Source organism: Clostridium sp. (genome assembly GCF_051278035.1).
Classification (GTDB): domain Bacteria; phylum Bacillota; class Clostridia; order Clostridiales; family Clostridiaceae; genus Clostridium_AD.
Genome location: NZ_JBNMNU010000049.1, coordinates 1 through 26184 on the forward strand (window position 1 = coordinate 1; position 26184 = coordinate 26184).

Consider the following 26184-nt stretch of genomic DNA (forward strand, 5'->3'; position numbering starts at 1 on the left):
AATATTTGTGTTACCAGCACGTATTCGCTGTTCCCACTCCTTTGGTATTTCAGGAATAAATATTTTTGTATCTTTCAATTCCATTAATAATTCATCCTCCTTACTTCACGAAATTTAGCTTTTATATGAGAAAGGACTTATAAGCCCTTTCTCTTTCATTATTATTTAAGAAATTATTGTTAAATCAGCGATATCGGCTAATTCTGTTTTTAAAAATAACTTTATACCTTCCATTGCCTCGTTTCTCCATGCTCCTCCATCAGCTTCTATAATTGCTGCTGTTGGACCCGATTTCATTCTAAATATAAATTTACTTACTGGCTGCTCTACCTCTGGAAATGTTCTATATGGTGCTAACATAACCGGATTAGGTATAACTACAGCACCCATTGTTGCAACTCCTGTTTTAACAGTTACTGATTGAGATATACCATCGTCTCCAACTTGTTTAACAGCTTCATCTTTAATGCTACCTGTTACAATTAGTAGCTGTTCAACATCATTGTTTTTTACGAAATTTGATTGCAACATAACATTAAATCTTTCTGTTTCAATAAAGTTATCAAATGCTATTCTAGGTACAATTGCATTGCATTCCATGTACTCCTCTCTATGCTTGTCCGCTTTTAGTTCTGAGGATAAATAAACTTTGGAAGGACTTTCTACCTGTATTATTATTTTTCCTAATTGATCTATGTTTCCTTTTACATAATCTACTAAAGACGTTAATGTTGAAGCAACAATTGCTGAGGGTGTAGGATCTATTACTCTTTCAATTTTTCGGTTTGTATACTCAAAACCATTTGCAGCAATAAATCTTTTTAATTCTCCTTGACCTAACCCAACTAAATACTCTAATGCTTCCTTTGAATTTGCTTCGTTCATAATAAAATTCCTCCTATAAATCTTAACCTCTCATATGAGTAGGTGATTATTTGTTATTTACTAGTCTAAGTCCTTTTAAATCTTCTGTAGCTACTGCTGAATTATTTATTATTTCACCGTTTTCATCGCATTGAATTTCTAACTCCATCTGTCCTTTTAATTGCTTTTTATATTCAGCACCTACTATCTTGCCTTTACTATCTCTGTCTAACAATATCCTAGTTTTAGTTGGTGTAGCTGGTGCTAATTTTGCATTAATAGTAACTCCAACCTCGGACATTTCTCTTGATTCATCAGCATCAAAAACCAATACTATATTTAACTTTCTCTTGATTTTGTAAGGTGTATTTAAGTCTGCAATATTTTCTAACACCTTTTCTATTGCTGCATTTACTTGTTCTGCTATTGCTCCATCTGCCAAAGATTCAATACTAAAATTTTTACTCATATTTTTATCTCCTTTTAAATTTATTTATTTTATAATATTTAGCTTTATTAATTCATACATGAACTACACCAATAACAAGCTAAAAGACTACAGGTATGCTCTGAATCTGTTGTAACTCCATATTTAGCTACTTGATTTTTATTTATAGTACAACCACAACTACTACATTTATGCTCTTTTCTTGTGATAACTATTTTATATTTAGTAAATGCCAATTCATTCACCCCTTATTGATTCGGAATATTTAGCAATTGCGACTTAACCGACAAACAGTTTTTTAATCTTATTCTTAATTTTTTTATCGAAAGAACTCTTAATATTTGCATTTAATATAACTATGCTTTCATCAGACTCTTTTAACTTTCTACTAGTTGTATTTAGTTTATCTATTAAATAAACTATATCTTCTTTGTTACAACGTTCTCTCGTTTTTAACAGTTCTATCTCTTTATCTAAAGAGATTATAATTTCATCTGCATTTTTAATTCTTTTTTCTCCTTTGCTTACATCAAATTCTAAGCTATCTATAGTTATCTGTTTGCATTGACCTTCCTGCTTTAATCCAAGTATTTGATTGTCTAACGATGTTATTTTTTTGTTATTAGGTGTCATTTCTAGCGCTATAATAGTTATTCTCAATGTAGCAATTTTATTTTTTAATCCGGATATTCTTCCACTCATAATTCTCACTCCTCTTATTTTTTTAAAATATTTCTTGACCACAAACTTAATTTTTGAATTTTTGGAAGGTCTCCGCCTCCATATCTAGTTATAGCTTTCATTTGCAGCGTGTACTTAATTAGCTTCTCTACTTCCTCAGCAATTTCTTTTTGCGTAAATATATCTTTATCACTCATAATAATCAGCCAAATTGATACCAACCTTCGTTTCTACTGCTTCTGTTTTATCTCCTAAAAGCTTCTTCTCTAATTCGTCATAATTGGTATCCCTTTGAATGCAATTATCAACAAATTTGCCTTTACCTTTTTCATATTTAGGCTCTTTCATTTGCAATGTTAGTTTTTCATAATGTTTTCTGAGTTTATCTGGCGATAATATATTTTTATACCAAAATTCATTTTTTTGGCTAAATACTATAACTTTTTTAATGTCATCAATTGTTCTACTGTCTATCCTCAAAATTGAATCAAAACCTTTTGACCATTTTTGCATGTTAGGTTTTTTTGCCTGCTCATTATTTTTTTTAATGTAGTTCCATAAATAAGAAGATAATCTGTATTCGTCAGAATCAGATAAAAAAGTTTTTTCTATTTTTAAACTAACCTTACCTAACCTAACCTTACCTATGCCGTCCATTGCCTGTCCATTGTCCGTCCGTTGTCCGTCCATTGGTGCTTCAATCATTTTTTTTAAATCTGTTCTAGCTCTTTTAGTTACTAAATCTACATCTGGAACTATTTTCAAAAGTAAACCCTTATATATGCTATTTATTTTTCTATCAGGCCTTATTAAATTATGTTCTTTCCAGTCAGTTATAAAAGACACTAAGTCCTCATTCAAAACTATTACAAGATCTTTTGCTACAAGTATTTTTAAATCGTCCTCTGTACAATTAGTCATTCTTAAAGTGTTATAAGCTTCAACCACTCCGTCATCATCAGCCTGTAATCCTAAGTGAAAATATAGTAATTGAGAGCTTACAGGCATCTTTAAAAACCTTGCAGAATTAATGATTTTCATTGAAAACATTCTTCTTTGTGCCATCTATTGCCCTCCATGTTGATTGAATTATACTAAGAAAATAATTTTGTAAGTTTTGAATTTTTATATAGTAATTTTTTATTACGCTGGTCAAGTACACTATTTAATCTTAAAAGATATTTATTTTTATCTCTTAATTTATTACAAGTACTATTTAATGCTACATTGTTATCCATTGCTCCTTTTACTTTTCCTTGCAAATTCTTCTCAACTTCACACATGTTTTCACAACTATTTTCAAACTCCATTACTCTATTTAATAACTCTGCATTCTCTTGCTTAATATTTTCATTCTCTAATGCAATATTAAAAGATGTTATTGATTGTTCTTTATTTTCCTCTGGAATATCTACTACAAAGGTCAATAAATCATTTAAGCATTTAATCATAGGCTGATTTATTGTTCCACTGTATACATCTGTTAAGGCTGTTATATAAGCCATTGTTTCTTTTTTCATTTTCATTCCTCCATTTATTGTGATATAATGTCATTGGATTATTTATCTTAGGGCCCTCGTCAAAGGGTTCTTTTTTTATGAACAACTCCTAAATATTTTAGTAGCTCTAACTGCAATATCTAATACATAATCTAAGCTTGTACACTTTTTAAATTTAACTCTATTTGCCTTTAGATCATCCCCTGTTATTTCGCAAACTATTGCAAATTCCGTATTACTAAGATGTCCTACTTTACTTTCTAATGACTTTCTTAACACTGTTTTCCCTCCTAACACAATTTTCAATCACTATATAATTCGCAAATGCTTGAGCGGTAATGTTTATACACTTTTGGTATTTCTTCATTAACCACTTTTTTTCTGTATAGTTTTTTACTGGTATAACTTGTACAAATTGCATTTGTTTAATCCTCCTTATAATTTTATTACCCTACCGAACCGCCATCGTACAAATAACTGTATTTTTCGCCGTAATGAAGAATGAATTTTCCTAAATTTCTTTTTATTTTCGTAGGCCTTATCCCCTCTCTTGCCTCAAGTCCATGTCCGTTTAAAAACCTACAAATTAACCGTTCAGCTTTTATTTTTTCTCCATCAGGTAGTGCTTTAAATCCTCTTATTGTCCTAAAATCATAGTCTAATACCTTTTTAACCTCTAGTGCATTTGCGAATTGATAACTATTAATTCCTGCTTTTATATACTTGTTTGCGATTTCGTTATAATCCATAAATTTCACTTACCTCCTTTTTAAATTTATTACCCGTTGTTGGGGACTTTTACACCATTGCGATGTAGTGCGTTAGTATCATTAGATTTACAATATTAAGATGTGAGGTATTTTTATTAATTTATTAATGCTTGTCCTTTTGGTTAAATTATTGAATACTTACTCATTCAATTCACTTTGTGTAATTCCTAAATAGCTGTAAACTTTATATGCAGATATATGATATGTCCATATGCTAGACATTTTTACGGCATAACCAAAAGGTAGTATATTTCTTTGTAGACCGATACGCACAAATTGTTGTGTCTTATCGAGCAGTTCTGCTACTTCTTTTACTGTTAGGTTGTTACTGCTACTGTTTTTACCCATTTTCACATCTCCTATATTAATTTATTAGCTCTTTAGAAACATGTTAATTAAAAAAAATTTCGGCTTTTACATTTAATGTTTTACAAATTTTCTTTAGATCTTGGATAGTAAAGTCACCCCCTTTACCGTTTAGCCTTTTGCTTAACGTAGCCTGTGAAATATTTATAATATGGGCTATTTCCTTTTGTTGAATGCTATTTTCTGCTAAATAGCCTTTAAATTTAAAATAGGATTCTCTTTTGTTTGACTTGTCCAATATGTCACCTCCTTCTGTTAGCCTTTTGGAAACTGTTTGTGCTATAAATATAACCCCTTTAAGTTTCCATGTCAATAACATTTTGTCTTTTTATTAAAAAAATTGTTCACAAAGAAAAACAAATGTGATATACTTTCACTACAGGAAACTACTGGAGTTGAAGGAGATTGAAAAAAAATGAATGAATTAAGAAGTATATTAAAAGAGTTAAGAGAAGATAAAGGCGTATCTATGGATAAGATGTGTGATGATTTAGCCAAAACTTATGGGGTAAATCTTGCAAAGAGCACTGTGTCTAAATGGGAAAATGGGAAAGCTGAACCAACGTTAGCTAATGCCAGAATTTTAACTAAGTATTTTAATGTTACACTTGATTATATAATTGGATTATCTGATAATAAAAAGGAAAAAGAACAAAACCAATCAATTGATACAATCGCAGCACACTTTGATGGCAAAAAATTAACTCCTAAAAAAATGAAATTAATAGAACAATATATAGATGCACTTTTTGAAGATGAAGAGTAATACTTGTATACAAACAATAAAGATTAGTTATTCGACAGTTTTCCCCCTTTTCCCCCACCCACAAACGTTGGTATCACTCAGCCCATTTCTTCATTTTTCTTCCAAATTATAATAAAGTTTGGTTTTTCCCATTTACTACCTTTTTCTATTGTTTTTCTATTCAAAATTCAACATAAATAAATGAGAATAAAGTTTGGTTTCTTGAAAGATTTCAAAGTTAAAACTTGCAATAATTAAGGGCCACGGACGGCTCTATTTTGGTGTGGGTTTGTCTATTCCAAAGTCTATTTGTCTTTCTACTTTTCTTTTCTATTTCTTTGTCCAGTGTGGTTTTACAATGCTTTAGGTGTGAATGTGTGGGTTGATTTCGGGTTGGGGTTCGGGTTTGTTTTCTATTTTTTTAAGACCTGACAGTTAATGGTTCTGGCTGCAAAAAAGAAAGACTGTGCAATTAGTGAAAGAAAAACTTTCACTGCTTGTACAGTCTTGACTAAACTTTATTGTTTTTAACCAAACTTGTTTTATTTTGACTAAACTTTATTGTTTGTTGACAGTTTCAGTGGTTTATTATTTACTCATTGCCTCTTGCACTGCAACTGCAACTGCAACAGTAGCTCCAACCATAGGGTTGTTACCCATTCCTATTAATCCCATCATTTCAACATGAGCTGGAACTGATGAAGAACCTGCGAATTGTGCATCTGAATGCATTCTTCCCATTGTATCAGTCATACCGTATGAAGCAGGACCTGCTCCCATATTATCTGGATGAAGAGTTCTTCCAGTACCACCACCTGATGCTACTGAGAAGTATTTCTTTCCTTGTTCTATACACTCTTTTTTGTATGTTCCTGCAACTGGGTGTTGGAATCTTGTTGGGTTAGTTGAGTTTCCAGTTATAGAAACATCTACGCCCTCAGAATGCATTATAGCAACGCCTTCTCTAACGTCGTCACAACCATAACATCTAACTTTTCCTCTATCGCCCTTTGAATAAACAGTTTCGTTAACTATTTTAACTTCACCAGTATAATAATCAAACTTAGTTTGTACATATGTAAAACCGTTGATTCTTGAAATTATCATAGCTGCATCTTTTCCAAGGCCGTTAAGAATAACTCTTAGAGGTTCTTTTCTAACTCTATTGGCAGATTTTGCAAGACCAATTGCACCTTCAGCAGCTGCAAAAGATTCGTGTCCAGCCAAGAAAGCAAAACAAGCTGTTTCTTCTTTTAAAAGCATTGAAGCAAGATTTCCGTGACCAATACCTACTTTTCTATCATCAGCAACTGAACCTGGAATACAAAATGATTGTAAGCCTTCTCCTATAGCAACAGCAGCATCAGCAGCTTTAGTACAGCCCTTTTTTATTGCTATTGCAGCACCTACAACGTAAGCCCATGAAGCGTTTTCAAAACAAATCGGTTGTATTTCCTTTGCAATTGTATAAGGATCTATACCCTTTTCATCACAGACAGCTTTTGCGTCCTCTATGGTGTTCATTCCATATTGTTTTAGTACGGGTATGATCTGATTAATTCTTCTATCATAACTTTCAAATAATGCCATTTAAATTCACCCTCCTTTTCTTATTCTTTTCTTGGATCTATAACTAATACAGCTTCTGCAAATCTACCATAAGTACCAGTAGCTTTTTTCATAGCATCATTAGCATCCATTCCTGTTTTAACCATATCCATCATTTTACCAAAGTTTACAAACTCATAACCAATTACTTGACTATCTGCGTCTAATGCTACTCTTGATATATAACCTTCAGCCATTTGTAAGTATCTAACACCCTTAGCTAAAGTTCCGTACATAGTTCCAACTTGACTTGTTAATCCTTTTCCTAAGTCCTCAAGACCTGCTCCTATAGGTAGTCCACCTTCTGAGAATGCAGTCTGAGTTCTTCCGTATACTATTTGAAGAAATAATTCTCTCATTGCAGTATTTATAGCATCACAAACTAGGTCTGTGTTTAAAGCCTCAAGTATAGTCTTTCCTGGTAAGATTTCAGATGCCATAGCTGCTGAATGTGTCATACCTGAACATCCAATAACTTCAACTAATGCCTCTTGTATAATTCCTTCTTTAACGTTCAATGTAAGTTTACATGCACCTTGTTGTGGAGCACACCAACCTATACCATGTGTTAATCCTGATATGTCTTTTATTTCTTTAGATTGTACCCATTTTCCTTCTTCTGGAATTGGTGCAGAACCATGATTAGGGCCCTTTGCTACACATATCATGCTTTCAACTTCGTGTGAATAATTCATTTTATAATCTCCTCCCTACATAAAAAAATATTGTTTCCGAAAAATCAATCATTTATATTTTAACAAACTTATCCACATCAGACAATAGATTTCATAAAAAAATAGCAACAAAAACTCTTTTAGTTTTTGTTGCTAAGCACTGTAAACATTACCATTGCTTATATTACTACTGCTTATATTTGATTCGCTTTAATATTTACCTGCGTAGATATATTAGCATTAAATACATGTTCTATTCTAGGTAATGATATTCCCAGTGTTTCCCTAAGAACGTCCTCTACTGTTTCTACTGTTTTAATTGTAAGTTCACTTAAAACTTCTTCTGGCACATCCTTTAAGTCAATTAAGTTATCTTTTGGAATTAGTATTTTTGTTATCCCAGCTCTTTGTGCTCCAATTAATTTTTCCTTAAGGCCACCAATTGGAAGCACTGCTCCTCTTAATGTTATTTCACCAGTCATTGCAAGTTTTGAATCTACCTTTATCCCTGTAACAAGTGATGCAAGTGCAGTGAATAAAGCAATCCCAGCTGAAGGACCATCTTTTGGAGTAGAACCTTGCGGAACATGTATATGAAGATCTCTTTCCTTAAAATTTATAGCATTCATTGGTAGTCTAGATTTAAGAAGGCTTAGTGAGATTTTCGCTGATTCTTTCATAACATCTCCTAGTTGCCCAGTTAGTGTCATTTGTCCACTTCCTACCATATCAGTAGCTTCAATGAATAGTATTTCTCCACCAACTGTTGTGTATGCAAGCCCAGTTACAACTCCAGGAGGGTTATCATTTTGAGCCCTATCATGGCTTGATACTTTTCTTCCAAGCAATTCACTTAACTCATCTACAGTAACTTTAAATGGTAATTCTACCTTTTTCCCAACAATTTTTTCTGAGGTGATTCTAGCAACTTTCGCAAGCTGCTTTTTAAGTCCTCTAACACCGGCCTCTAGAGTATATTCGCTTATTATTTTTTCTAGTGCTTCGTCCTCAATAGCTAACTGTTGCATAGTAAGTCCATGCTCTTCAAGAACCTCTGGTATCAAGTGATTTTTTCCAATATGAAATTTTTCACTCATAGTATAGCTAGACATTGTGATTATTTCCATTCTATCAAGAAGCGGTCTAGGAATGCTTTCTAGCGAGTTAGCTGTTGCTATAAAGAAAACCTGGGACAAATCGTAAGGCAAGTCCAAATAATGGTCTGTAAAACTATTATTTTGTTCTGGATCTAACACCTCAAGAAGTGCACTACCTGGATCTCCGTTATTTCCCTTCATTAGCTTGTCTACTTCATCTAAAACCATAACCGGATTTACTTCTCCTGCTTTTTTAATACTTTGAACAATTCTTCCTGGCATTGCACCTACATAAGTTCTTCTATGTCCTCTAATTTCAGATTCATCACGTATGCCACCCAAACTAAGCCTTATATATTTCTTATGGAGGGCCTCTGCAATACTTTTACCTAAGCTCGTCTTACCAGTTCCAGGCGGACCAACTAATAATAATATAGATCCTTTATTATTCTTTTTAAGTTGCATAACAGCTAAATGCTGTATTATTCTGTCCTTCACCTTGGAAAGTCCATAATGCTGCTTATCTAGGATTTGTCTTGCCTCTTCTAAATTTATAATTTCATGCTCAGCCTTCTTCCAAGGAAGCTTTATAAGTAAATCTAAATAGTTACGTATAACATTATACTCAGCACTATTTGGGCTTTGACTTTCTAGCTTGTCTAGTTCGTCTAGAGCAGCCTCCTTAACGTCTATTGGCATTTCAGCTTGTTCGATTTTATCAAAATAATCTTTATCCTTTTTAGAACCTTCTCGTTTTCCTTCATTTAATTCAGTTTGAATAGATTTTAATTGCTCTCTAAGTACTGATTCCCTATAACTCTTATTCGCTTTCTCAGTAAATTTTTCTGCCATTTCAAGTTGCAATTTAAGAGACTCTTTTTGCTTTAAGATGTAATCCACAAATTTAAGACTTCTCTCTTTTAAAGATTGAATTTGAATTAAATTGTATTTTTCTTCATTTGATAGAGGCATAAATTGAGTAAGATGAGACATAAGTTTATTTAAATCCTCTTGTTCCTCAACTATCTTCATAAACTGCTCAGAGCCCTTGAAATTTTCGCTAACCTCACGAGTAATCTTTTTCACATACTCTAGTACTTCTTCTTGACCCTCTTTTGTAATATCAATAATATCCTGTGCAATCTCAAATTCTACATTTATTAAACCATTGGAAATACTCAGTGATTTAACTTCTACCCTATCCATCACTTTAATTTTTAAGTGATATCCAGTTTCAGTTTTTTCAACTTCATTTACGTGAAATGAAACTCCAACAGTATTAAAATCTTCTTGCTTTAAACCGCTTTGGTTAAAATTTTGCTTTAGTGATAGTGCAATAATAAATTGATCGTCCATAGCTAATTTTTTAAGTGTTTCTTCACTAACTTTGTTCAATTTTAAAGTATAAGTCATTCCTGGTAATAGAACTATATTTGAAACAGGAATCACCATTCCCTCTTTGTTTTTTTTATCTAAATTCATATTGATCACCCTTTCGGTTCATATTTATAAGTGAATGTTCGTTTATTTATCTTTTAATTATTAGCGAGACACTTTTGCCACTACTCCCTCACAAAATTCTCTCGCTACAATGAATCAAGCATACCTACTTATTATAAAAGCAATGCCTCTTGAATGATTGTAATCATTTCTGAAAGCATCATATCCTGCTCAGTTTCTAAAGTACATTGCTTAATTGCAATGGATTTTATAGGATAAAAAAGAATAGCTACTAAATTGTAATTTTGAAAATCTTTAATAACCCTTTTCTCTTTCATTTCCTCTAACAAATTATTTAAATTATTTATACCTTTATTATCTGAACATTGACTAGATAAAGCTGGACAACTTGAAAATTGATCTACAAAATGAAAAATCTCTCCATGCTCTTGGATGTAAGTGTAGTATCCTCTAACAAGCATTTCAATAAGTTCATGTCCATCCATGTCCTTACAAATCTTACTAAGCAGATAATCAAAAATTTCTTCGGAGTACTCAAGATATATGTCCCGTAACATAATCTCTTTGTTCTCATAATAAATATAAAGAGTAGCTGGAGAAACCCCTGCTTCTTTAGCAATTTTCGAAATAGAAGTACCATGAAATCCTTGCTCAAGTATTAACTTAACAACTGCTTCTTTTATACTTTTTTCCTTTTCATCATCTTTTCTTCTCATCTTAACACCTCTATTATATTTTATAATAAACGACCATTCATTTATTGTCAAGTGATGTTTTTATTATTTAATGATATTTCATCCATTTTTTAACATAATATTATAAGCTTTTAAATATATCATTGCTAAGTTACAACTTGTATTGTATAATAAGTTGTTACTTGTCGTAGACTTAGTACTAATCTATGCTACACTTCAACATAATACAAGCTAAGCATAACAACTTTCAGAGTTATAATTCTTTCTACACAATCCTTTATTACTACATCTATTTACCAAAAAATACAACTAGCTTAAAAAAGATAGCTTAATAATGTTATCATATGATATTCATTATCTTCGCTAAGAAAGACAAGGGGGATGATATTATTGAAAACTATAGGTTTTCCACGAATGCACAAGGAAATAAATGAAAAAAGAGATTTTTTACCATCTTTTTTTGGTATGCTTAAAAAAGAGAATGCACAAATATATCTTGAGGAAGATTATGGCTCCGCCTTAGGTTATACAAAAGAAGATTATTTAAAGGAAAATGACACAATAAAATTTGTATCTAACAGAAAGTGCTATGAAAAAGATATAGTTGCAGTTTTAAGATCACCAGTGTCGGAAGAAATTGACTACATGAAAGATGGTAGCACACTATTAAGTATGCTTCATTATCAAACAAGAGCTACAAGAGTAGAACATCTTAAAAAGAAAGGCATTTTTGCCGTTTCTCTGGATTCAATTAGAAATGATTTTCTTGAACGAATCGTTGTGAATTATGGAGCAACTTCAGGAAACGGAATTAACACAGCCTTTACTGAGCTAGTAAAAAAATATGAAAATATGTCTATTATAGATGTAAAACCTATAATAGTGAGTATAATGGGAATGGGACGAGTTGGCTTAACGGCAGCGAAATTAGCTGGTAAATATGCTAATAATAAGATAAATGAAGCTATTCTGTCAGAGAAAAGTAATGGAGTTCTTGTTAATATGTTGTCTAGAAACATAACTACTAATAAAAAACTTATGATGAATATTCTAAAGGAAACAGATATTTTAGTGGATGCAACCAGTAGAGACGATGCTACAGAATATATTATCAGTAATGAGTTATTAGGATATCTAAAGCCTCATTCTGTAATTTTAGATTTGACTGCTGATCCATATATATCAGACATTAATTCTATTCAAATAAAGGCAATTGAAGGTGTGCCAAATGGTACTTTAGATAAAATTGTTATTCACCCAAACGATGCGGAATATAACAATATACCAAAGTCTTGTAAATCATTTAATCAAAGAACAGTAGTAAGTTGTAATGCATGGCCTGGAGTTAATCCAAATTCCTGCATGGACTTATATGGTAAACAGCTTATATATATTGTACGTAATCTTATAGGATATGACCCTTGCGAATTCAATTTATATAGTAATGATTACTTCAACAGAGCTATTTACAAAGCAACTATTGAATATTTTGAAGAAACTGCAGTTAACTATGAAGATGACATTGTAATGTAATGTTTTTTTCCTACAATTATATTAAAAATAGTAGCAAACAAGGATTCCTTGTTTGCTACTATTTTTGTTTATATGAGCTTTTAAGACTATCCTAGATCTTTTTCACTAAAATGTTTACCTGAAAAATTATTATTCGCACCCCCTTTATGATTTACTTATGTTATGCTTTAATATATTTATTAACTTAAGGAAGGAGGCCATTTTATATTGGGATATAACATTATAGATGTCATTGATAAAGCTATTACTATTCCACAAAAAAGAAAGGATCTTTACACCCAAATTAGTAATCAATTAAGTCAACACCCTGTTGTAAAGATTTTATCTAAAGTTTTAGCTGACAATGTTGACAAAACACTCTTTTATTATAAAAAGCTAAAAGCAGAAATTAAACCTAATGAAATGGACATGATTGATTTTGGAATCTATGATAAGATTTCATTTTTAATAAACCAATTTAACTTAAGAATATATGTTACTGATGCTGCAACACCCAAGGATTTTTTATCTTTTTCTACTGAGTTAGAAAAAGAAATATTAGCCTTGTTGCTTGACATACAAGGGAGACTAGTTAAAACATCCAGTGATACAACCTCAACCTCATATACCACATTATCTAATATGATTAAATTAAAAACTAAACTTATTGAGAACTTGGAGATGCACATTTGAAAAAATAAGAGTACCAAATTTGGTACTCTTATTTTTGTGAAGATTTACTTAAAATTATTTTTTTTATAATTCACCAGATATTTCTTATTATTAATCATGTTAAAAATCCCCTTACATATACTTTATAATAGTTAAAATAAAGCTATCTTAGGAGGTATCAAATGGACTTTAAAAAAATAATAGAAGATGATAGAGAAGTTAAGATCAAAAGTAAGTTCGAAGGAACTTTTTTAGAGTATTTAGATATAATCAAAGAAAATCCAGACAAGGCTAAGCTTTCCCATAAGAGGATGTATGACACAATAATGAAGGATGGCTTTGAAATTTTAAAACCTGAAGTAAACCCAAGAATAAGAAAGATATATGGCAATGATCTTATTAAAAAGTACAATTTTTTTAATGAAGACTTTTTTGGAATTGATAAAATATTAATGAAAATAGTCAGTTATTTTTATTCTGCATCTATGAAAGGTGAAGAATCTAGGCAGGTACTGTATTTAGCAGGTCCTGTAGGCGCTGGAAAATCATCACTCGTCGAAGCTTTAAAGAAGGCTTTCGAAAACACAGAACCAGTTTATGTTTTAAAAGGATGCCCTATGAATGAAGAACCATTACATTTAGTACCTAAACATCTAAGGCATGATTTCGAGAAAATGCTTAATGTTAAGATTGAAGGTGATCTTTGCCCTGCGTGTAAGTATAAGCTTATAAACGAATATGGTGGAAAGTTTGAAAGTTTTCCTGTTACAACTACCTCCTTTTCTATAAGATCAAGAAAAGGTATAGGTGTTGTACCACCAGTTGACCCAAATAATCAAGATACTTCAATTCTTACTGGATCTGTAGATATATCGAAAATGGATATGTACTCAGAAGATGATCCAAGAGTTTTTTCTCTTAATGGAGCATTCAATGTTGGAAATAGAGGACTTGTAGAATTTATAGAAGTATTCAAAAATGATGTTGAATATCTTCATACCATAATAACTGCAACCCAAGAAAAATCAATTCCTTCACCAGGAAAGGGCTCTATGATTTACTTTGATGGTATAATTATTGCCCATTCTAATGAAGCCGAATGGAATAGGTTTAAATCAGATCATACCAATGAAGCTATTTTAGATAGAATAGTTAAGATTGAGGTTCCCTATTGCCTGGAGCTAAATGAAGAAATTAAGATTTATGAGAAGATACTAAAAAAGAGTAATTTCAGACCTCATATCGCACCGCACACTATTGAGACCGCTGCAATGTTTGCACTGCTTTCAAGGCTTAAACCCTCTAATAAAGTGGATCCTATAACAAAATTAAAGATTTATAATGGCGAGGAAATAGTTGAGAAAGGAACCACTAAAAAGGTTGATATTAGTGAACTAAGAGAAGAAGCAGGTATGGATGAGGGCATGCAAGGAATTTCTACTAGATTTATTGTAAAAGCCATTGATAACGCTATTTCTAATTCAGAATATGATTGTATAAATCCACTTAGTATTATGGAAAGTATAATTAAATCCGTTAGAGAAATGGATGTTGCCGAAGATGAAAAGAAAAAGTATATGGGATTTGTCCAGGATACTATTAGAAAAGAATATAACAAGATTTTGGAGAAGGAAGTAACTAAATCTTTTATACACAGCTATAAAGAGCAGGCAGAAAGTTTATTTAATAATTATATTGATAATGCAGAAGCCTTTGTAAATAAGGCAAAATTGAAGGATACCGCTACCGGTGAGGAATTACAAGCTGATGAGCATTTTATGCGCTCTATAGAAGAACAAATTGGAGTGGGTGAAAGTTCTGCAAAAGGCTTTAGAAGTGATGTAACTTCCTATATGTTCTATGTAGTTAGAAATGGTGGTAAAATTAAATATGAATCTTATGAACCACTAAAAGAAGCAATCGAAAAGAAGCTAACAAGCTCAGTAAAAGAGCTTTCAAGAATTGTAACAAGGTCTAGAGTTCGTGATAAAGAACAGGATGAAAAATATAATGTTATGGTGGAACAAATGAAATTAAATGGCTATTGCGATCATTGCTGTGATGTAATATTAAAATATGCTGCAAATAATCTATGGAAGGATTAAGCCTATGGGCACATTTAGAAGTCATAATTCAAGCCCAATAGAACATGATAGGGCGGTGGAAGATAGAAGGCGTCACCGTCAGCTTGTAGAGAAATCTATTAAAGAAAACTTAGGAGACATATTATCAGAAGAAAGCATCATAGGGCAAAGTAAAGACAAAAAAATTAAAATACCAATAAGAGGCCTAAAGGAATATGAATTTATCTTTGGTAAAAATAAGGGTGGAGTTGGAAGTGGAGATGGCACTGAATCGAGAGGCCAAGTTATCGGAAAAGAAAAAGCAGAGGGCGAAGGAAATGGTCCAAACGGAGCCGGTGATGAAGAAGGCGAAGATATTTACGAAACAGAAATAACCTTGGAAGATGCTCTAAATTACCTTTTAGAAGATTTAGAACTGCCTGAAATGGATAAAAAAAAGTTTTCGGAGATTTTAACAGAAAATAGTTTTAAAAGAGCTGGCTATCAAAGACATGGTATTAATCCTCGTCTTGCTAAAAAAAGAACAGTAGCCGAAAAAATCAAAAGACAGCAGTGCAAAAGTAAAGCCTTAAAGGAATTATCAAAGGACGATATAATGGAAAGATTGCCCTTCAAGAATGAAGATTTAAGATATCATAGAGTAAAGCAAGTTCTAAAAAGAGAAGCAAATGCAGTAATTTTATGTGTAATGGATGTATCCGGGTCAATGGATACTACAAAAAAATACTTGGCACGCTCCTTCTTCTTTGTGTTGTCTCAATTTATTAAATCTAAATACTCGAATGTTGAGGTTAATTTTATAGCGCATACAACTGTTGCTAAAGAAGTAGATGAAATAGATTTCTTCCATAAAGTAGAATCAGGGGGCACGTATATTTCTAGTGGACTCAATAAAGCTTTAGAAATAATTGATAAAAGATATAATCCTGAATATTGGAACGTCTATGTTTTCTATGTAAGTGATGGTGATAATTGGCAAGAAGATAATGAGAAAGCAATAAAAGCTGCAAAAAGCATTTGTGAAGTTAGTAATTTATTTGGTTATGCTGAGCTTATGCGTAGCTATTACTCCTCCTCTATGAAAGATATTTTCACTAGAGGCGTTACTAATAAAAATTTTCTTCCAGTAGATATAAAAATAAAACAGGACTTGTGGAAAGGACTAAAATATATGCTAAAAAAAGATGGGGAGAGGTGAAACAAGTTTTGGATTATACCTTGAAGGATTTAGAAGAATGGAATGAGAAGATTGAAGATTTAGCAAAAGATGTAGGACTTGATTTCTATCCTCAGGAATATGAAATAATAGGATATAAGGATATGTTGGCCTACGAATCTTACATTGGTATGCCCTCAAGATACCCTCACTGGAGTTTTGGAAAGTCCTACGAGAAAAATAGCACTGTTTATAAATATAATTTAACGGGTCTGCCTTATGAAATGGTAATAAACTCAGACCCTTGTATTGCATATTTAATGAAGGAAAACACACTTCTACTTCAGATACTCACTATGGCCCATGTTTATGGGCATAATGATTTCTTTAAAAATAACAGGCTATTTAAAGATGGAACTAGAGCCTCCTCTACTGTAGAGATGTTTAAATTCCATGCAGATATGGTTAGAAGTTATATAAATGATCCTAGTATTGGCTATGAAAAGGTAGAACGAATACTTGATGCAGCTCATGCCATAAAATTTCAAACTACTAGAGTCATTGGTGAAAAGAGAATACGAGGAGAAGTATTAAAACAAAGACTTTTAGACGAATATAAAAACAAATTCGAGGTACACAGTAATTTAGAATCATATGTAAAATTAAAATTTCCTAATTTAAATAAAATACCTTTAGAACCAGAGGATGATATCTTATATTTTATAATAAAATATGGGGATATGGAAGAATGGGAAAAAAGTTTATTAGAAATTGTAAGAAAGGAAACTGCATATTTTTTACCTCAGATAGAGACAAAGATAATGAATGAGGGCTGGGCCAGCTATTGGCATTATAATATATCAAAAAAACTTAATTTACCACATGACCTGCATTTAGAATTTATTAAGCGTCATAATGATGTTATAGCTCCAGGTCACGGATCCATAAATCCATATTTTGTAGGCTTTAAAGTCCTAGAGGATATTGTAAAAAGATATGGAATTGATAAAATATTTGAAGTTCGGGCTATTGAAAGAGATGAATCATTTTTAAGAAAATATTTAACAGAGGAATTATGTGCAGACCTTAATCTATTTGAGTATGCAGCTAAGGATGGAAATTACGTAGTAAAAGAAGTTGCGGATGATAGTGGGTTTAAAAGCATTAGAAATACTTTGTGTAATTCTTGCGGCGTAGGTAGTATACCTCTTATAAGAGTAGATGAAATGTCCAAAGATGACAAAACTTTAATTCTAGAACATGTTTATGATGGAAGAGAATTAAATGCAACTTATGCAGAAGAAACATTAAAATATGTAAATGAATTATGGGGCCATACTGTAACATTAAAAACAACTAGGCTTGGGAAAGAAACTACTATTGTATGTGAGAATAAGAAGAAAGCTTAATAAATAATATTATAACACCGTACCTTTTATAGTTTAGTTCTCACAACGCTATGAGTAGGTACGGTTGTTTTTTTGCTCAACACAAATATAATCATCTGTCAAAATAGGTAAAAAGGTAGTATTATTATAATAACTGAAAAACTTATTAATAATAAGGAGTTGATATTTTTGGCTAACAGAAAAATATATGTGTTAATGGTTTTATCTGCACTTTTTTGGGCAGGCGCATTTATTGCTGGCAAACTTTCCGTCCCTTTTATTCCAGTCTATACTTTAACTTTTCTAAGATTTTTTGTTGCAACTTTTATTCTTTTTTTTGTTGTAAAGTATAAAGACAAAAGTAATTATAAACTTTCTAAAAAAGATGTTCCTGTATTTTTATTTACAGGTATTATTGGAATCTTTGGTTATCATATTTTCTTTTTTAGCGCCCTAAAATACACTACTGCGATAAATTCATCTTTAATAGCAGCCATGAATCCCATAATAACAACTATTTTATGTATTTTCTTCCTAAAGGATAAAATCACTTCTAAAAGAGCTATTGGAATTCTCTTATCTTTTGTAGGCGTTTTTTTAACTATAACAAATGCAAATCTATCCACAATGCGTAGCCTATCCTTAAACGAAGGTGACTTATTAATGATTGTAGCTGTTTGTATGTGGGCTGCCTATTCTGTTTTTAGTAAGAGCGTTATACATAGATTTTCGCCACTGATACTAACCTTTTATAGTTTTTTATTTTGCACCATATTTTTAATTCCTTTTGTTATATATGACAAACCTTGGATGTTTATAAGGTCAGTTCCCTACTACTCATTTATAGCAGTAGTATATATGAGTATATTTGCATCAGTAATAGGATATCTAGTTCAGCAAATATCAATAAAACAAATAGGTCCAAGCAAAACTTCGATTTTTATTAATTTAGTGCCTATTTTTTCTATTATACTTTCTGTAACCATATTGAAAGAGAGTATGTCAACTATAAAATTTTTCACTGCTATTTTAATAATTACAGGGGTGTACATATGCCAAAAAAACTAGAAACACTCTCTATAGAGTAGAAAATAATTCTAATAATCTACTTAATAATATAAATAACTCAAATACTACCCAGTATTTGAGTTATTTATATTATTAACATGGTCTAATTTACTAACACCGAGAGCGTGATTTGACCAAAGTGTACTTACTACCACTTCTGCAAGGCTCTCTTTGCATTCAATTATAAGAATAACCTCAGATTCTTTTGTGCTTCTTTGCCTATCCGAAAACTTTTTCAGTAAAATTAATTTTATAACTATCCCACTACCAAAACCAAAACCCAGACCAATTACTCCCCACCATACAGGACCCCACTTTAAAACGAAACCATAAGCACTTCCGAAGATCATAAATATTGCACCTAAGATTGCGGCTAAATCCATTAAACTCACACTATCAGAATGATGAATGGAATCCATAAGCTTTATATTTTCATTCGCTTTATCTACTGGAACCGCAAATATATTCTCTTTTTCAACACCTTTCATTTGTATTGAAGTAATTGCTATTTCCAGGTCAACCGAATAATCAAATGTAGACATAATATACATGTTATCACCTTTATTTCCTCTTTTTTTATGCGGAATAAGAAAATTCTTATTTTGATAATTCTTTTTTAAAAATTTAGATAACTCCCAATCGAATAAATTATTTTCTTCTACACAGTTTGCATATGCATCGTACATTGCATACATATAAATAGATGGAATATTTAAATACCATTGCCAATCAACAATTTCCTTAGCCTTAGCAAATTGCCCCAATAATGTATACTGTATCGCTGGAAGTAACTTAGAAAAATAGGCAACCACTATCCACGAAGCAAGAAGAAAAACAGCTACGATAATTCGCTGTATATATACTTGACCTGCACCTGGGCTTAGTAATGACCACATCGCAGCTACCCACGGAGTTTTTTTATCTAAAAAGTTAATTTCCAGTGCTCCTATATTGAATGCTTCAACTTCTGCGTCCTCTTTTACTGCTAAGGTAAAAATATTATTTATATCAACTGTGGATCTATAACTATCATAAATAGCAAAAATATATGTAGGAATATAAAGTAGCGCCCAATTAATATTAATTACTTCTTTTACCATATCAATTTTACCTGTCAATGAATACAAAATTGCAAGGTTAATGTTTGCCTGATAATTTATAAATACCTCCCATAAAAATAAAATAAATCCCGTTATATATTTTGATAAGAGGAGATGACCAAGCCCTGGAAAGGCTGCGGACCAGGCTGCAATTACATATGGATTTCTTAAATGAAGAGTCGTTGTACCAGATAAACTTACATATGCTCTTTTTCTACGTGGTTTACTCTCTAATTTATACTTTCTCATATTATAAACTCCTCATTCTATTTAATTTCAATTTAATCTATCCATTTCTGTAGTATCTCACTCTTTTTAATAATTGATACTCATTTATATTTAATTTTACATATGTTTCAATTTTTCAATTATATAAAACATAAAAATTAACCCTATAGGTTTATCCTATATCTTCTGCAATAATTTCTTAAGCATCCCTCTTTGTTAATAATTTAGGTGAATAATGCATTTAAATAATGGATAAAATATCTACACGTGCTTAATTATTAAAATAAAAAGGGTGTTAATTTATGAATATAAATGATTTTTCAAATATAAAACTAAAAAGTTCATTAGATGAAAACATTAAAATTTTACAAGATATTTTTATAAATGATAAAACAATTGTATATAGGCCACTATTATTTGGAAAGCCTAATAGCTGTAAGTGTATGATTATTTACATTAACGGTATGGCAGATTCACAAAAAATTACTGAAAATATTATAAAGCCAATAACACTAAGTAACAAATCTGATATTAATCCTAGTGAAATTATGAATGTTTTAATGCAAGAAGTACTTTTAACTGGCGATAACAAAAGATGCTCCGATGCTAACGATATTGTCCATGGAATTATATATGGTAAAACAATACTCTTTATAGATGGTTTTGCGGATGTACTTATTATAGATACTATCGGGTGGGAAACAAGACAAATTTCAGAACCCCAAGCAGAGACTATAGTCAGAGGTCCTCGGGAAGGGTTTACCGAGTCACTTAACTTAAATCTTACACTTATTAGACGACGAGTAATTAATCCAAATTTAAAACTTTTATTTATGAAAATAGGAAAGCAAACAAAAACTCAGATATGTGTTTGTTATATTGAGGGTATAGCTGAGGAAGCTATACTTAAAGAGCTAATGACACGTCTGAGTGGTATTGAAATCGATGGTATTTTAGATAGTGGTTACGTTGAAGAACTTATTAAAGATGCACCCTATTCTCCTTTTAGAACAATTATTAATACAGAAAGACCTGATGTGGTTGTAGCCAAACTTCTCGAAGGAAGATTTGCGGTTATCTGCGATGGAAGCCCTATTGTTTTAACTCTTCCAACCTTTTTTGTTGAGGTTTTCCAGAGCAATGAAGACTATTATGATAATTTTTTATATTCATCCTTTGTACGGCTTCTTCGATGGTTATGTTTTTTTATTAGTACTAGTACTTCAGCCATATATGTAGCCCTTGCTACCTTTCATCAAGAGCTCCTTCCAACACCATTTCTTCTAAGCATGTATTCTGCAAGGAAAGGGACCCCTTTTCCAACATTTGTAGAGGCCATGGCTATGATGATCATATTTGAGATACTAAAAGAGGCAGGACTTAGAATGCCTAAGCAAGTTGGCGGAGCAATTAGTATAGTAGGTGCCTTAGTGCTTGGTGATGCTGCTGTTAATGCGAGACTAGTTAGTGCCCCAATTATAATAATAACTGCAATAACTGGAATTGCAAGTATAATGCTACCACAGGTTTTGGGGATAGCGGAGATACGGATAATTTTACTTATATTGTCCTCTGTCCTAGGTTTATATGGTTATATGTTTGGAGTAATGGGATTAGTACTTCATATGATGTCAATACGCTCTTTTGGTATACCATATATGATTAACGTCCCTGCTTTTTCCGCTGAGGATATAAAAGATACGGCAATAAGAGCCCCCTGGTGGGCTATGTATTTAAGGCCGAAGCTTTTAACAAAAAATAGTAAGCGAATGAAAAAAGCTGGAAAGAGGAGCTGGAAATGAAAAAAAAAAATTAATATTATTATTTTTAATGATAATTATGTGTCCTATTTTATTATCTGGGTGTTGGGATTATGAAGAAATAGAGAGCCTTGCAATAGTGTCTGGTGTAGCAATAGACAAAGATGAAATAACAAGTAAATATATTGTTACAGCAGAAATTATAACCACGCAAATGCAAGGGGCATCATCAATTATAAGTTCGGAGCTCTTCATATCCGAAGGTGAAAGCGTATTCTCCGCTGTTAGAAATATGATACAAAAAACTGGTATGAAACTTTTTTGGAGTGATGCAAAGGTCATAATAGTAAGCGAACAATTAGCAATTGAAGGCGTAATCCCTGTAATTGATTGGTTAAATAGATCCTCAGACGTCAGACCCGATATGTGGTTTCTAATATCAAAGGGTGAAACTGCTTCTGAAATTTTAAAGCAAAAGGTCAGACTTAATCAAGTAGTTGGTTTTCATCTTGATGATACTATGAAATCGGGGATACTACTTTCTAAATACACCTATTCAAGTCTATGGTCATTTATAGATAGACTCACTGCTATCGGAGATTCTCAGGCAGTAGCTTCTGTTAAAAATGAGATTAATGAGAGTACTCTAGCACCTCGTTTAAGTGGCTCTGCTATTTTCAAAGCAGATAAGCTTGTAGGATATTTGGATGATTTTGAAACTTTATATATGCTTATGATTAGAAATAATATAAGTGGTGGCTTAATTAATATCAAAAATGTTTCAGGAACTGGCACAAGCGTAACCTTAGAAATAGATCAAAATATCACTAAACTTACCCCCCATTATAATAATGGATCTGCATCACTAATAGTAGATATTTACCCAATTGTAATTATATCCGAGGTTCAAGGCACTAAAAATTTTATAGAAGAAAAAAACTTAAAAACATTTCAGAGTGAGGCAGAAAATAGTATGGAGGGTACAATACAATCTTTAATTACAAAATTACAAAAAAATGATACTGATATTTTAGGTTTTGGAGAAGTTTTTCGTAACAATATGCCAAAAATAAGTGAAAGTTTTAAAAAAAATGGAATAAATATATTTACTGAGATGAAGACAGAAGTTAATGTACATCTAGATATAAAGTCTAGTGGTCGAATGAATGATTCTATCCCCCTAGTAAAATAACAAAAGGAGAATTTATATATGGTTGTATTTGTAATCATTTCATATATATTTATAATTTTTTTTGAGACGGTACCCCTTTTGAAGGAAAAAAATAAGGGTAAAATAATATTATATTTTTCTCTAATTACCTTTTCCATGATAATTAGCATACTTGTTGCTTTAAAGGTACCGTTGCCAAGTCCATCAAATGGAATAAAAAATGTTGTAGAATTAATATTTGGTAAAAGTAATTAGTTTTTATTATTAACTGTTTGGAAAGCAGTGATAGGGTGGTAGACACAAATGAAAAATGAAGTTATCTCTGAAAGACAAGGTGTAATACTTATAATCCTTTTCATAATTGGAAGTACTTTCCTTCAAGGATCTGGAGGTCTGGCAAAACAAGACGCCTGGCTAGCAATAATTATTGCTATCACCTGGTCAATCTTATTGTTACTTATGTACTCCAGAATTTTATCTTTATATCCAGGAAAAGATTTATTTGATATACTCCAAATCCTAATGGGAAAATATATAGGTAAAATAGTCAGTATATTAATGATATGGTTTGCTTTTCATGATGGAACTGTAGTTATAACTAATTTATCAGAATTTTCTAAAACTTTAGTCTATGATGACACACCAATAGCAGTGCCTATGATTTTTTTTAGTATACTGCTAATATGGGGCATAAAAGAGGGAATTGAAGTACTTGGAAGATGGTCTGAATTCTTTGTTTTTGTAGTTATCATCTTATTTTTTACTGTCACTGTATTGGCTATTCCACAAATGGATTTATACCGGTTAAAGCCAATATTAAGTAATGGTGCGTCACCAGTTTTAAGAGGTGCTTTCTCAAGTTTTTCTTATCCTTTTGGAGAAACTGTAATTTTTATGATGGTATTTTCAAAAATATCTAAAACTAAAAGTTACAAAAAAACATTTATGCTAGGTTTACTCATAGGTGGGGGGCTTATATTTTTAGCAACCCTAAGAAACATTTTAATAATTGGTAGTGAAACCATATCTAGAGTATATTTTCCTTCTACAATGGCCATAAGCCTAATTAGAATCGGAGATATACTTGAAAGAATGGAAATGTTCGTAACTATTGACTTTCTAATCAGTATCTATGTTAAAGTTTCTATATGTATTTTTGCTGTCTGTAATGGAATTTCCAAGATCTTTGATTTTGATGATTATAAGTTTATTGCAACACCTGTAACCCTTTTAATGCTCGCCTTCTCCTTTTTCGTTTATAAAAGCATCATGGAAATGTCATTTTTTGCTTTTAATATCTGGCAATTTTATTCTTTACCTTTTGTAGTTATAATCCCCTTTATTGTTTTTATTATGGCGGAGATTAAAAATAGAAGTTCAAATTCTACTATTTCAAATAAATAACAAGTCAGTATGTTTTCATATTTGACTTGTTATTCGTTTTTATAAAATAAATATTTAACAAAGATTGATATATCTATTGCTTTTTATTTTATATGTGTTATTATATTGTTATATCGTAATATTATAATATAACAATTCTTTTCCTCAATCCACTGTATCACAACATTTACAGAAGTTAAGATATGCCGGTGTTTTAGATGGCTCACAAAAAGGACTCCAAGTTAACTATGAAATTAGAGATAAAAGAATAACAAAGTTAATAAATTCAATTTTAATATTGAGCTAATAAATAAATTAAAAAAGTACAAGGAGGAATATTTATATGAAAAAAGTATTAATTGTAGGTGGAGTAGCTGGTGGAGCGTCAACAGCGGCCAGGCTCAGACGACTTGATGAAACTGCAGAAATAATTATGTTTGAAAGAGATGAATATATTTCTTTTGCAAATTGTGGTCTTCCTTATTATATAGGTGAAGTAATAAAAGATAGAGATAACCTTTTAGTACAAACCCCCGAGAGTATGAAAGCCAGATTTAATATAGATGTAAGAAACAACAGTGATGTAGTGGGAATTGACACAGAGAAAAAGACTGTAACAGTTAATAGCAAGGCAAAAGGCACTTATGAAGAAAGCTATGATTATATAGTCCTATCACCAGGTTCAAAAGCAATTAAACCTAATATAGAGGGCATTAACAGTAAAAGAATATTCACCTTAAGAAATATACCAGATACTGATAATATAAAAGCATTTGTGGACAAAAAAGGTATTAATTCGGCTGTTGTTATTGGCGGAGGCTATGTTGGCATTGAAATGGCTGAAAACCTAAAAGAAAGAGGTCTTGACGTTACTATAGTAGAAGCAGCTCCCCACATAATGGCCCCTTTAGATACAAATATAGTTTTAACCGTTGAAAAGGAAATCTCAGATAATGGCATTGAAATAGTTTTAAACGACGGAGTAAAATCTTTTAAAGATAATGAAGATAGTGTGGAAGTAATTTTAAATAGTGATAAAAAACTAAGCGCTGATATGGTTATTTTAGCAATAGGAGTGCTTCCTGATACTGGTTTTCTAAAAAATAGTGGAATAGAATTCGGACCTAAGGGTCATATAATAGTAAATGATAAAATGGAAACAGCTGTCCCTTCTGTATATGCAGTCGGTGATGCTATAGAAATAGTTGATTTTGTGAACAAACGAAAATCAGCAATTCCACTAGCTGGACCTGCAAATAAACAAGGTAGGATTGCAGCTGATAATATAGCTGGTCTTGGAACTACTTTTAAGGGAACTCAAGGAACTTCAATTATTAAGGTGTTTGGTTTAACAGCTGCCGGTACAGGCAATAATGAAAGAACTTTAACTAGACTTAATATTCCTCATAAAGTTGTATTTGTACATCCTGTAAGTCATGCATCTTATTACCCTGGTGCTCTTCCTATGACTTTAAAACTTATTTTTAATGATGAAGGAAGGATACTTGGAGCTCAAGGAGTAGGTTATGATGGAGTAGACAAGCGAATAGATGTACTTGCTACAGTTATACGCCTCGGCGGAACAGTTACTGATCTAACAGAATTAGAACTATCCTATGCACCTCCTTTCTCATCAGCTAAAGATCCAGTAAATATGGCAGGTTTTTTGGCTGAAAATGTGTTAAAAGGAATAACTGATGTAATAACCACTGATGAATTTTTAGCCTACGATAAAACAAATACTGCACTTATAG

The 26184-nt window shown here is 31.7% G+C and carries 29 protein-coding genes; 12 read left to right on the top strand and 17 right to left on the bottom strand.

Going from position 1 to position 26184, the window contains the following annotated elements; translation table 11 throughout:
* Positions 1–165: 165 nt before the first annotated feature.
* The 12 genes from ACJAX4_RS09250 to ACJAX4_RS09305 all read right to left on the bottom strand — a co-directional run bounded on the left by ACJAX4_RS09250 (position 166) and on the right by ACJAX4_RS09305 (position 4866).
* Positions 166–885: a hypothetical protein gene (locus ACJAX4_RS09250; RefSeq protein ID WP_435789174.1), complete on the bottom strand. Its 720-nt coding sequence runs from the start codon at positions 883–885 to the stop codon at positions 166–168.
* 46 nt (positions 886–931) lie between these two features.
* Positions 932–1333: a replication terminator protein gene (locus ACJAX4_RS09255; protein ID WP_435789175.1), complete on the bottom strand. Its 402-nt coding sequence runs from the start codon at positions 1331–1333 to the stop codon at positions 932–934.
* Positions 1334–1380: 47 nt separating this feature from the next.
* Positions 1381–1548 (bottom strand): hypothetical protein, encoded by a 168-nt coding sequence (locus ACJAX4_RS09260; RefSeq protein WP_435789176.1) that lies wholly within the window; start codon positions 1546–1548, stop codon positions 1381–1383.
* A 43-nt stretch (positions 1549–1591) separates the two neighbouring features.
* Positions 1592–2014: a hypothetical protein gene (locus ACJAX4_RS09265; protein ID WP_435789177.1), complete on the bottom strand. Its 423-nt coding sequence runs from the start codon at positions 2012–2014 to the stop codon at positions 1592–1594.
* A gap of 14 nt (positions 2015–2028) precedes the next feature.
* On the bottom strand, positions 2029–2190 hold the full coding sequence (locus ACJAX4_RS09270; RefSeq protein WP_435789178.1) for a hypothetical protein: 162 nt from the start codon (positions 2188–2190) through the stop codon (positions 2029–2031).
* Complete coding sequence (locus tag ACJAX4_RS09275; protein ID WP_435789179.1) at positions 2183–3058, bottom strand: hypothetical protein; 876 nt, start codon at positions 3056–3058, stop codon at positions 2183–2185. The genes ACJAX4_RS09270 and ACJAX4_RS09275 overlap by 8 nt, the downstream gene beginning before the upstream one ends.
* 29 nt (positions 3059–3087) lie before the next feature.
* Complete coding sequence (locus ACJAX4_RS09280) at positions 3088–3513, bottom strand: hypothetical protein (protein ID WP_435789180.1); 426 nt, start codon at positions 3511–3513, stop codon at positions 3088–3090.
* A gap of 75 nt (positions 3514–3588) precedes the next feature.
* Entirely contained in the window at positions 3589–3771 is a 183-nt protein-coding gene (locus ACJAX4_RS09285) for a hypothetical protein (protein ID WP_435789181.1), read from the bottom strand.
* Entirely contained in the window at positions 3746–3913 is a 168-nt protein-coding gene (locus tag ACJAX4_RS09290) for a hypothetical protein (protein WP_435789182.1), read from the bottom strand. Before ACJAX4_RS09290 ends, ACJAX4_RS09285 begins: the two co-directional genes overlap by 26 nt.
* A gap of 25 nt (positions 3914–3938) precedes the next feature.
* Positions 3939–4241, bottom strand: a complete 303-nt coding sequence (locus tag ACJAX4_RS09295; protein WP_435789183.1) for a hypothetical protein — start codon at positions 4239–4241, stop codon at positions 3939–3941.
* Between the two features lie 159 nt (positions 4242–4400).
* Positions 4401–4610 carry a hypothetical protein gene (locus ACJAX4_RS09300; RefSeq protein ID WP_435789184.1) on the bottom strand — a complete coding sequence of 70 codons (210 nt, stop codon included), beginning with the start codon at positions 4608–4610 and terminating at the stop codon, positions 4401–4403.
* A 43-nt stretch (positions 4611–4653) separates the two neighbouring features.
* A complete protein-coding gene (locus ACJAX4_RS09305) occupies positions 4654–4866 on the bottom strand; it encodes a helix-turn-helix domain-containing protein (protein ID WP_216300272.1) in 213 nt (70 codons plus the stop codon).
* A gap of 177 nt (positions 4867–5043) precedes the next feature.
* On the opposite strand from ACJAX4_RS09305, the gene ACJAX4_RS09310 reads away from it, so the two are divergent.
* Positions 5044–5394 carry a helix-turn-helix domain-containing protein gene (locus ACJAX4_RS09310; protein ID WP_216300273.1) on the top strand — a complete coding sequence of 117 codons (351 nt, stop codon included), beginning with the start codon at positions 5044–5046 and terminating at the stop codon, positions 5392–5394.
* A gap of 567 nt (positions 5395–5961) precedes the next feature.
* On the opposite strand, the gene ACJAX4_RS09315 is transcribed toward ACJAX4_RS09310, so the two are convergent.
* The 4 genes from ACJAX4_RS09315 to ACJAX4_RS09330 all read right to left on the bottom strand — a co-directional run bounded on the left by ACJAX4_RS09315 (position 5962) and on the right by ACJAX4_RS09330 (position 10929).
* A complete protein-coding gene (locus ACJAX4_RS09315; RefSeq protein ID WP_435789185.1) occupies positions 5962–6963 on the bottom strand; it encodes a GGGtGRT protein in 1002 nt (333 codons plus the stop codon).
* Positions 6964–6983: 20 nt separating this feature from the next.
* The gene (locus tag ACJAX4_RS09320; protein ID WP_435789186.1) at positions 6984–7676 is read right to left on the bottom strand and encodes an iron-sulfur cluster assembly scaffold protein; all 693 of its coding nucleotides are present in this window, start codon (positions 7674–7676) and stop codon (positions 6984–6986) included.
* Positions 7677–7849: 173 nt separating this feature from the next.
* Positions 7850–10234 (bottom strand): endopeptidase La, encoded by a 2385-nt coding sequence (gene lon, locus ACJAX4_RS09325; protein ID WP_435789187.1) that lies wholly within the window; start codon positions 10232–10234, stop codon positions 7850–7852.
* A 131-nt stretch (positions 10235–10365) separates the two neighbouring features.
* Positions 10366–10929, bottom strand: coding sequence for a TetR/AcrR family transcriptional regulator (locus ACJAX4_RS09330; RefSeq protein WP_435789188.1), 564 nt, complete (start codon positions 10927–10929; stop codon positions 10366–10368).
* A 369-nt stretch (positions 10930–11298) separates the two neighbouring features.
* Here ACJAX4_RS09330 and ACJAX4_RS09335 point away from each other — a divergent pair, with 369 nt between their 5' ends.
* The 6 genes from ACJAX4_RS09335 to ACJAX4_RS09360 all read left to right on the top strand — a co-directional run bounded on the left by ACJAX4_RS09335 (position 11299) and on the right by ACJAX4_RS09360 (position 18788).
* Entirely contained in the window at positions 11299–12441 is a 1143-nt protein-coding gene (locus ACJAX4_RS09335; RefSeq protein ID WP_435789189.1) for an alanine dehydrogenase, read from the top strand.
* A gap of 207 nt (positions 12442–12648) precedes the next feature.
* Entirely contained in the window at positions 12649–13113 is a 465-nt protein-coding gene (locus ACJAX4_RS09340) for a hypothetical protein (RefSeq protein ID WP_435789190.1), read from the top strand.
* A 161-nt stretch (positions 13114–13274) separates the two neighbouring features.
* On the top strand, positions 13275–15197 hold the full coding sequence (locus ACJAX4_RS09345) for a serine protein kinase (protein WP_435789191.1): 1923 nt from the start codon (positions 13275–13277) through the stop codon (positions 15195–15197).
* Positions 15198–15201: 4 nt separating this feature from the next.
* The gene (gene yhbH / locus ACJAX4_RS09350; RefSeq protein ID WP_435789192.1) at positions 15202–16374 is read left to right on the top strand and encodes a sporulation protein YhbH; all 1173 of its coding nucleotides are present in this window, start codon (positions 15202–15204) and stop codon (positions 16372–16374) included.
* Positions 16375–16382: 8 nt separating this feature from the next.
* Positions 16383–17741 carry a SpoVR family protein gene (locus ACJAX4_RS09355; RefSeq protein WP_435789199.1) on the top strand — a complete coding sequence of 453 codons (1359 nt, stop codon included), beginning with the start codon at positions 16383–16385 and terminating at the stop codon, positions 17739–17741.
* A gap of 168 nt (positions 17742–17909) precedes the next feature.
* Positions 17910–18788: a DMT family transporter gene (locus ACJAX4_RS09360; protein ID WP_435789193.1), complete on the top strand. Its 879-nt coding sequence runs from the start codon at positions 17910–17912 to the stop codon at positions 18786–18788.
* A gap of 65 nt (positions 18789–18853) precedes the next feature.
* On the opposite strand, the gene ACJAX4_RS09365 is transcribed toward ACJAX4_RS09360, so the two are convergent.
* On the bottom strand, positions 18854–20137 hold the full coding sequence (locus ACJAX4_RS09365) for a hypothetical protein (RefSeq protein ID WP_435789194.1): 1284 nt from the start codon (positions 20135–20137) through the stop codon (positions 18854–18856).
* 281 nt (positions 20138–20418) lie between these two features.
* Between ACJAX4_RS09365 and ACJAX4_RS09370 the strand changes: the two genes are divergently transcribed.
* The 5 genes from ACJAX4_RS09370 to ACJAX4_RS09390 form a co-directional block, all read left to right on the top strand.
* Entirely contained in the window at positions 20419–21918 is a 1500-nt protein-coding gene (locus ACJAX4_RS09370; RefSeq protein WP_435789195.1) for a spore germination protein, read from the top strand.
* A gap of 13 nt (positions 21919–21931) precedes the next feature.
* A complete protein-coding gene (locus tag ACJAX4_RS09375; RefSeq protein ID WP_435789200.1) occupies positions 21932–23068 on the top strand; it encodes a Ger(x)C family spore germination protein in 1137 nt (378 codons plus the stop codon).
* A gap of 78 nt (positions 23069–23146) precedes the next feature.
* Complete coding sequence (locus ACJAX4_RS09380; RefSeq protein ID WP_435789196.1) at positions 23147–23302, top strand: hypothetical protein; 156 nt, start codon at positions 23147–23149, stop codon at positions 23300–23302.
* Between the two features lie 48 nt (positions 23303–23350).
* The gene (locus ACJAX4_RS09385; RefSeq protein WP_435789197.1) at positions 23351–24451 is read left to right on the top strand and encodes a GerAB/ArcD/ProY family transporter; all 1101 of its coding nucleotides are present in this window, start codon (positions 23351–23353) and stop codon (positions 24449–24451) included.
* A 322-nt stretch (positions 24452–24773) separates the two neighbouring features.
* Positions 24774–26184, top strand: a 1411-nt coding sequence (locus ACJAX4_RS09390) for a CoA-disulfide reductase (protein WP_435789198.1), incomplete at its 3' end; no start/stop codon positions are given.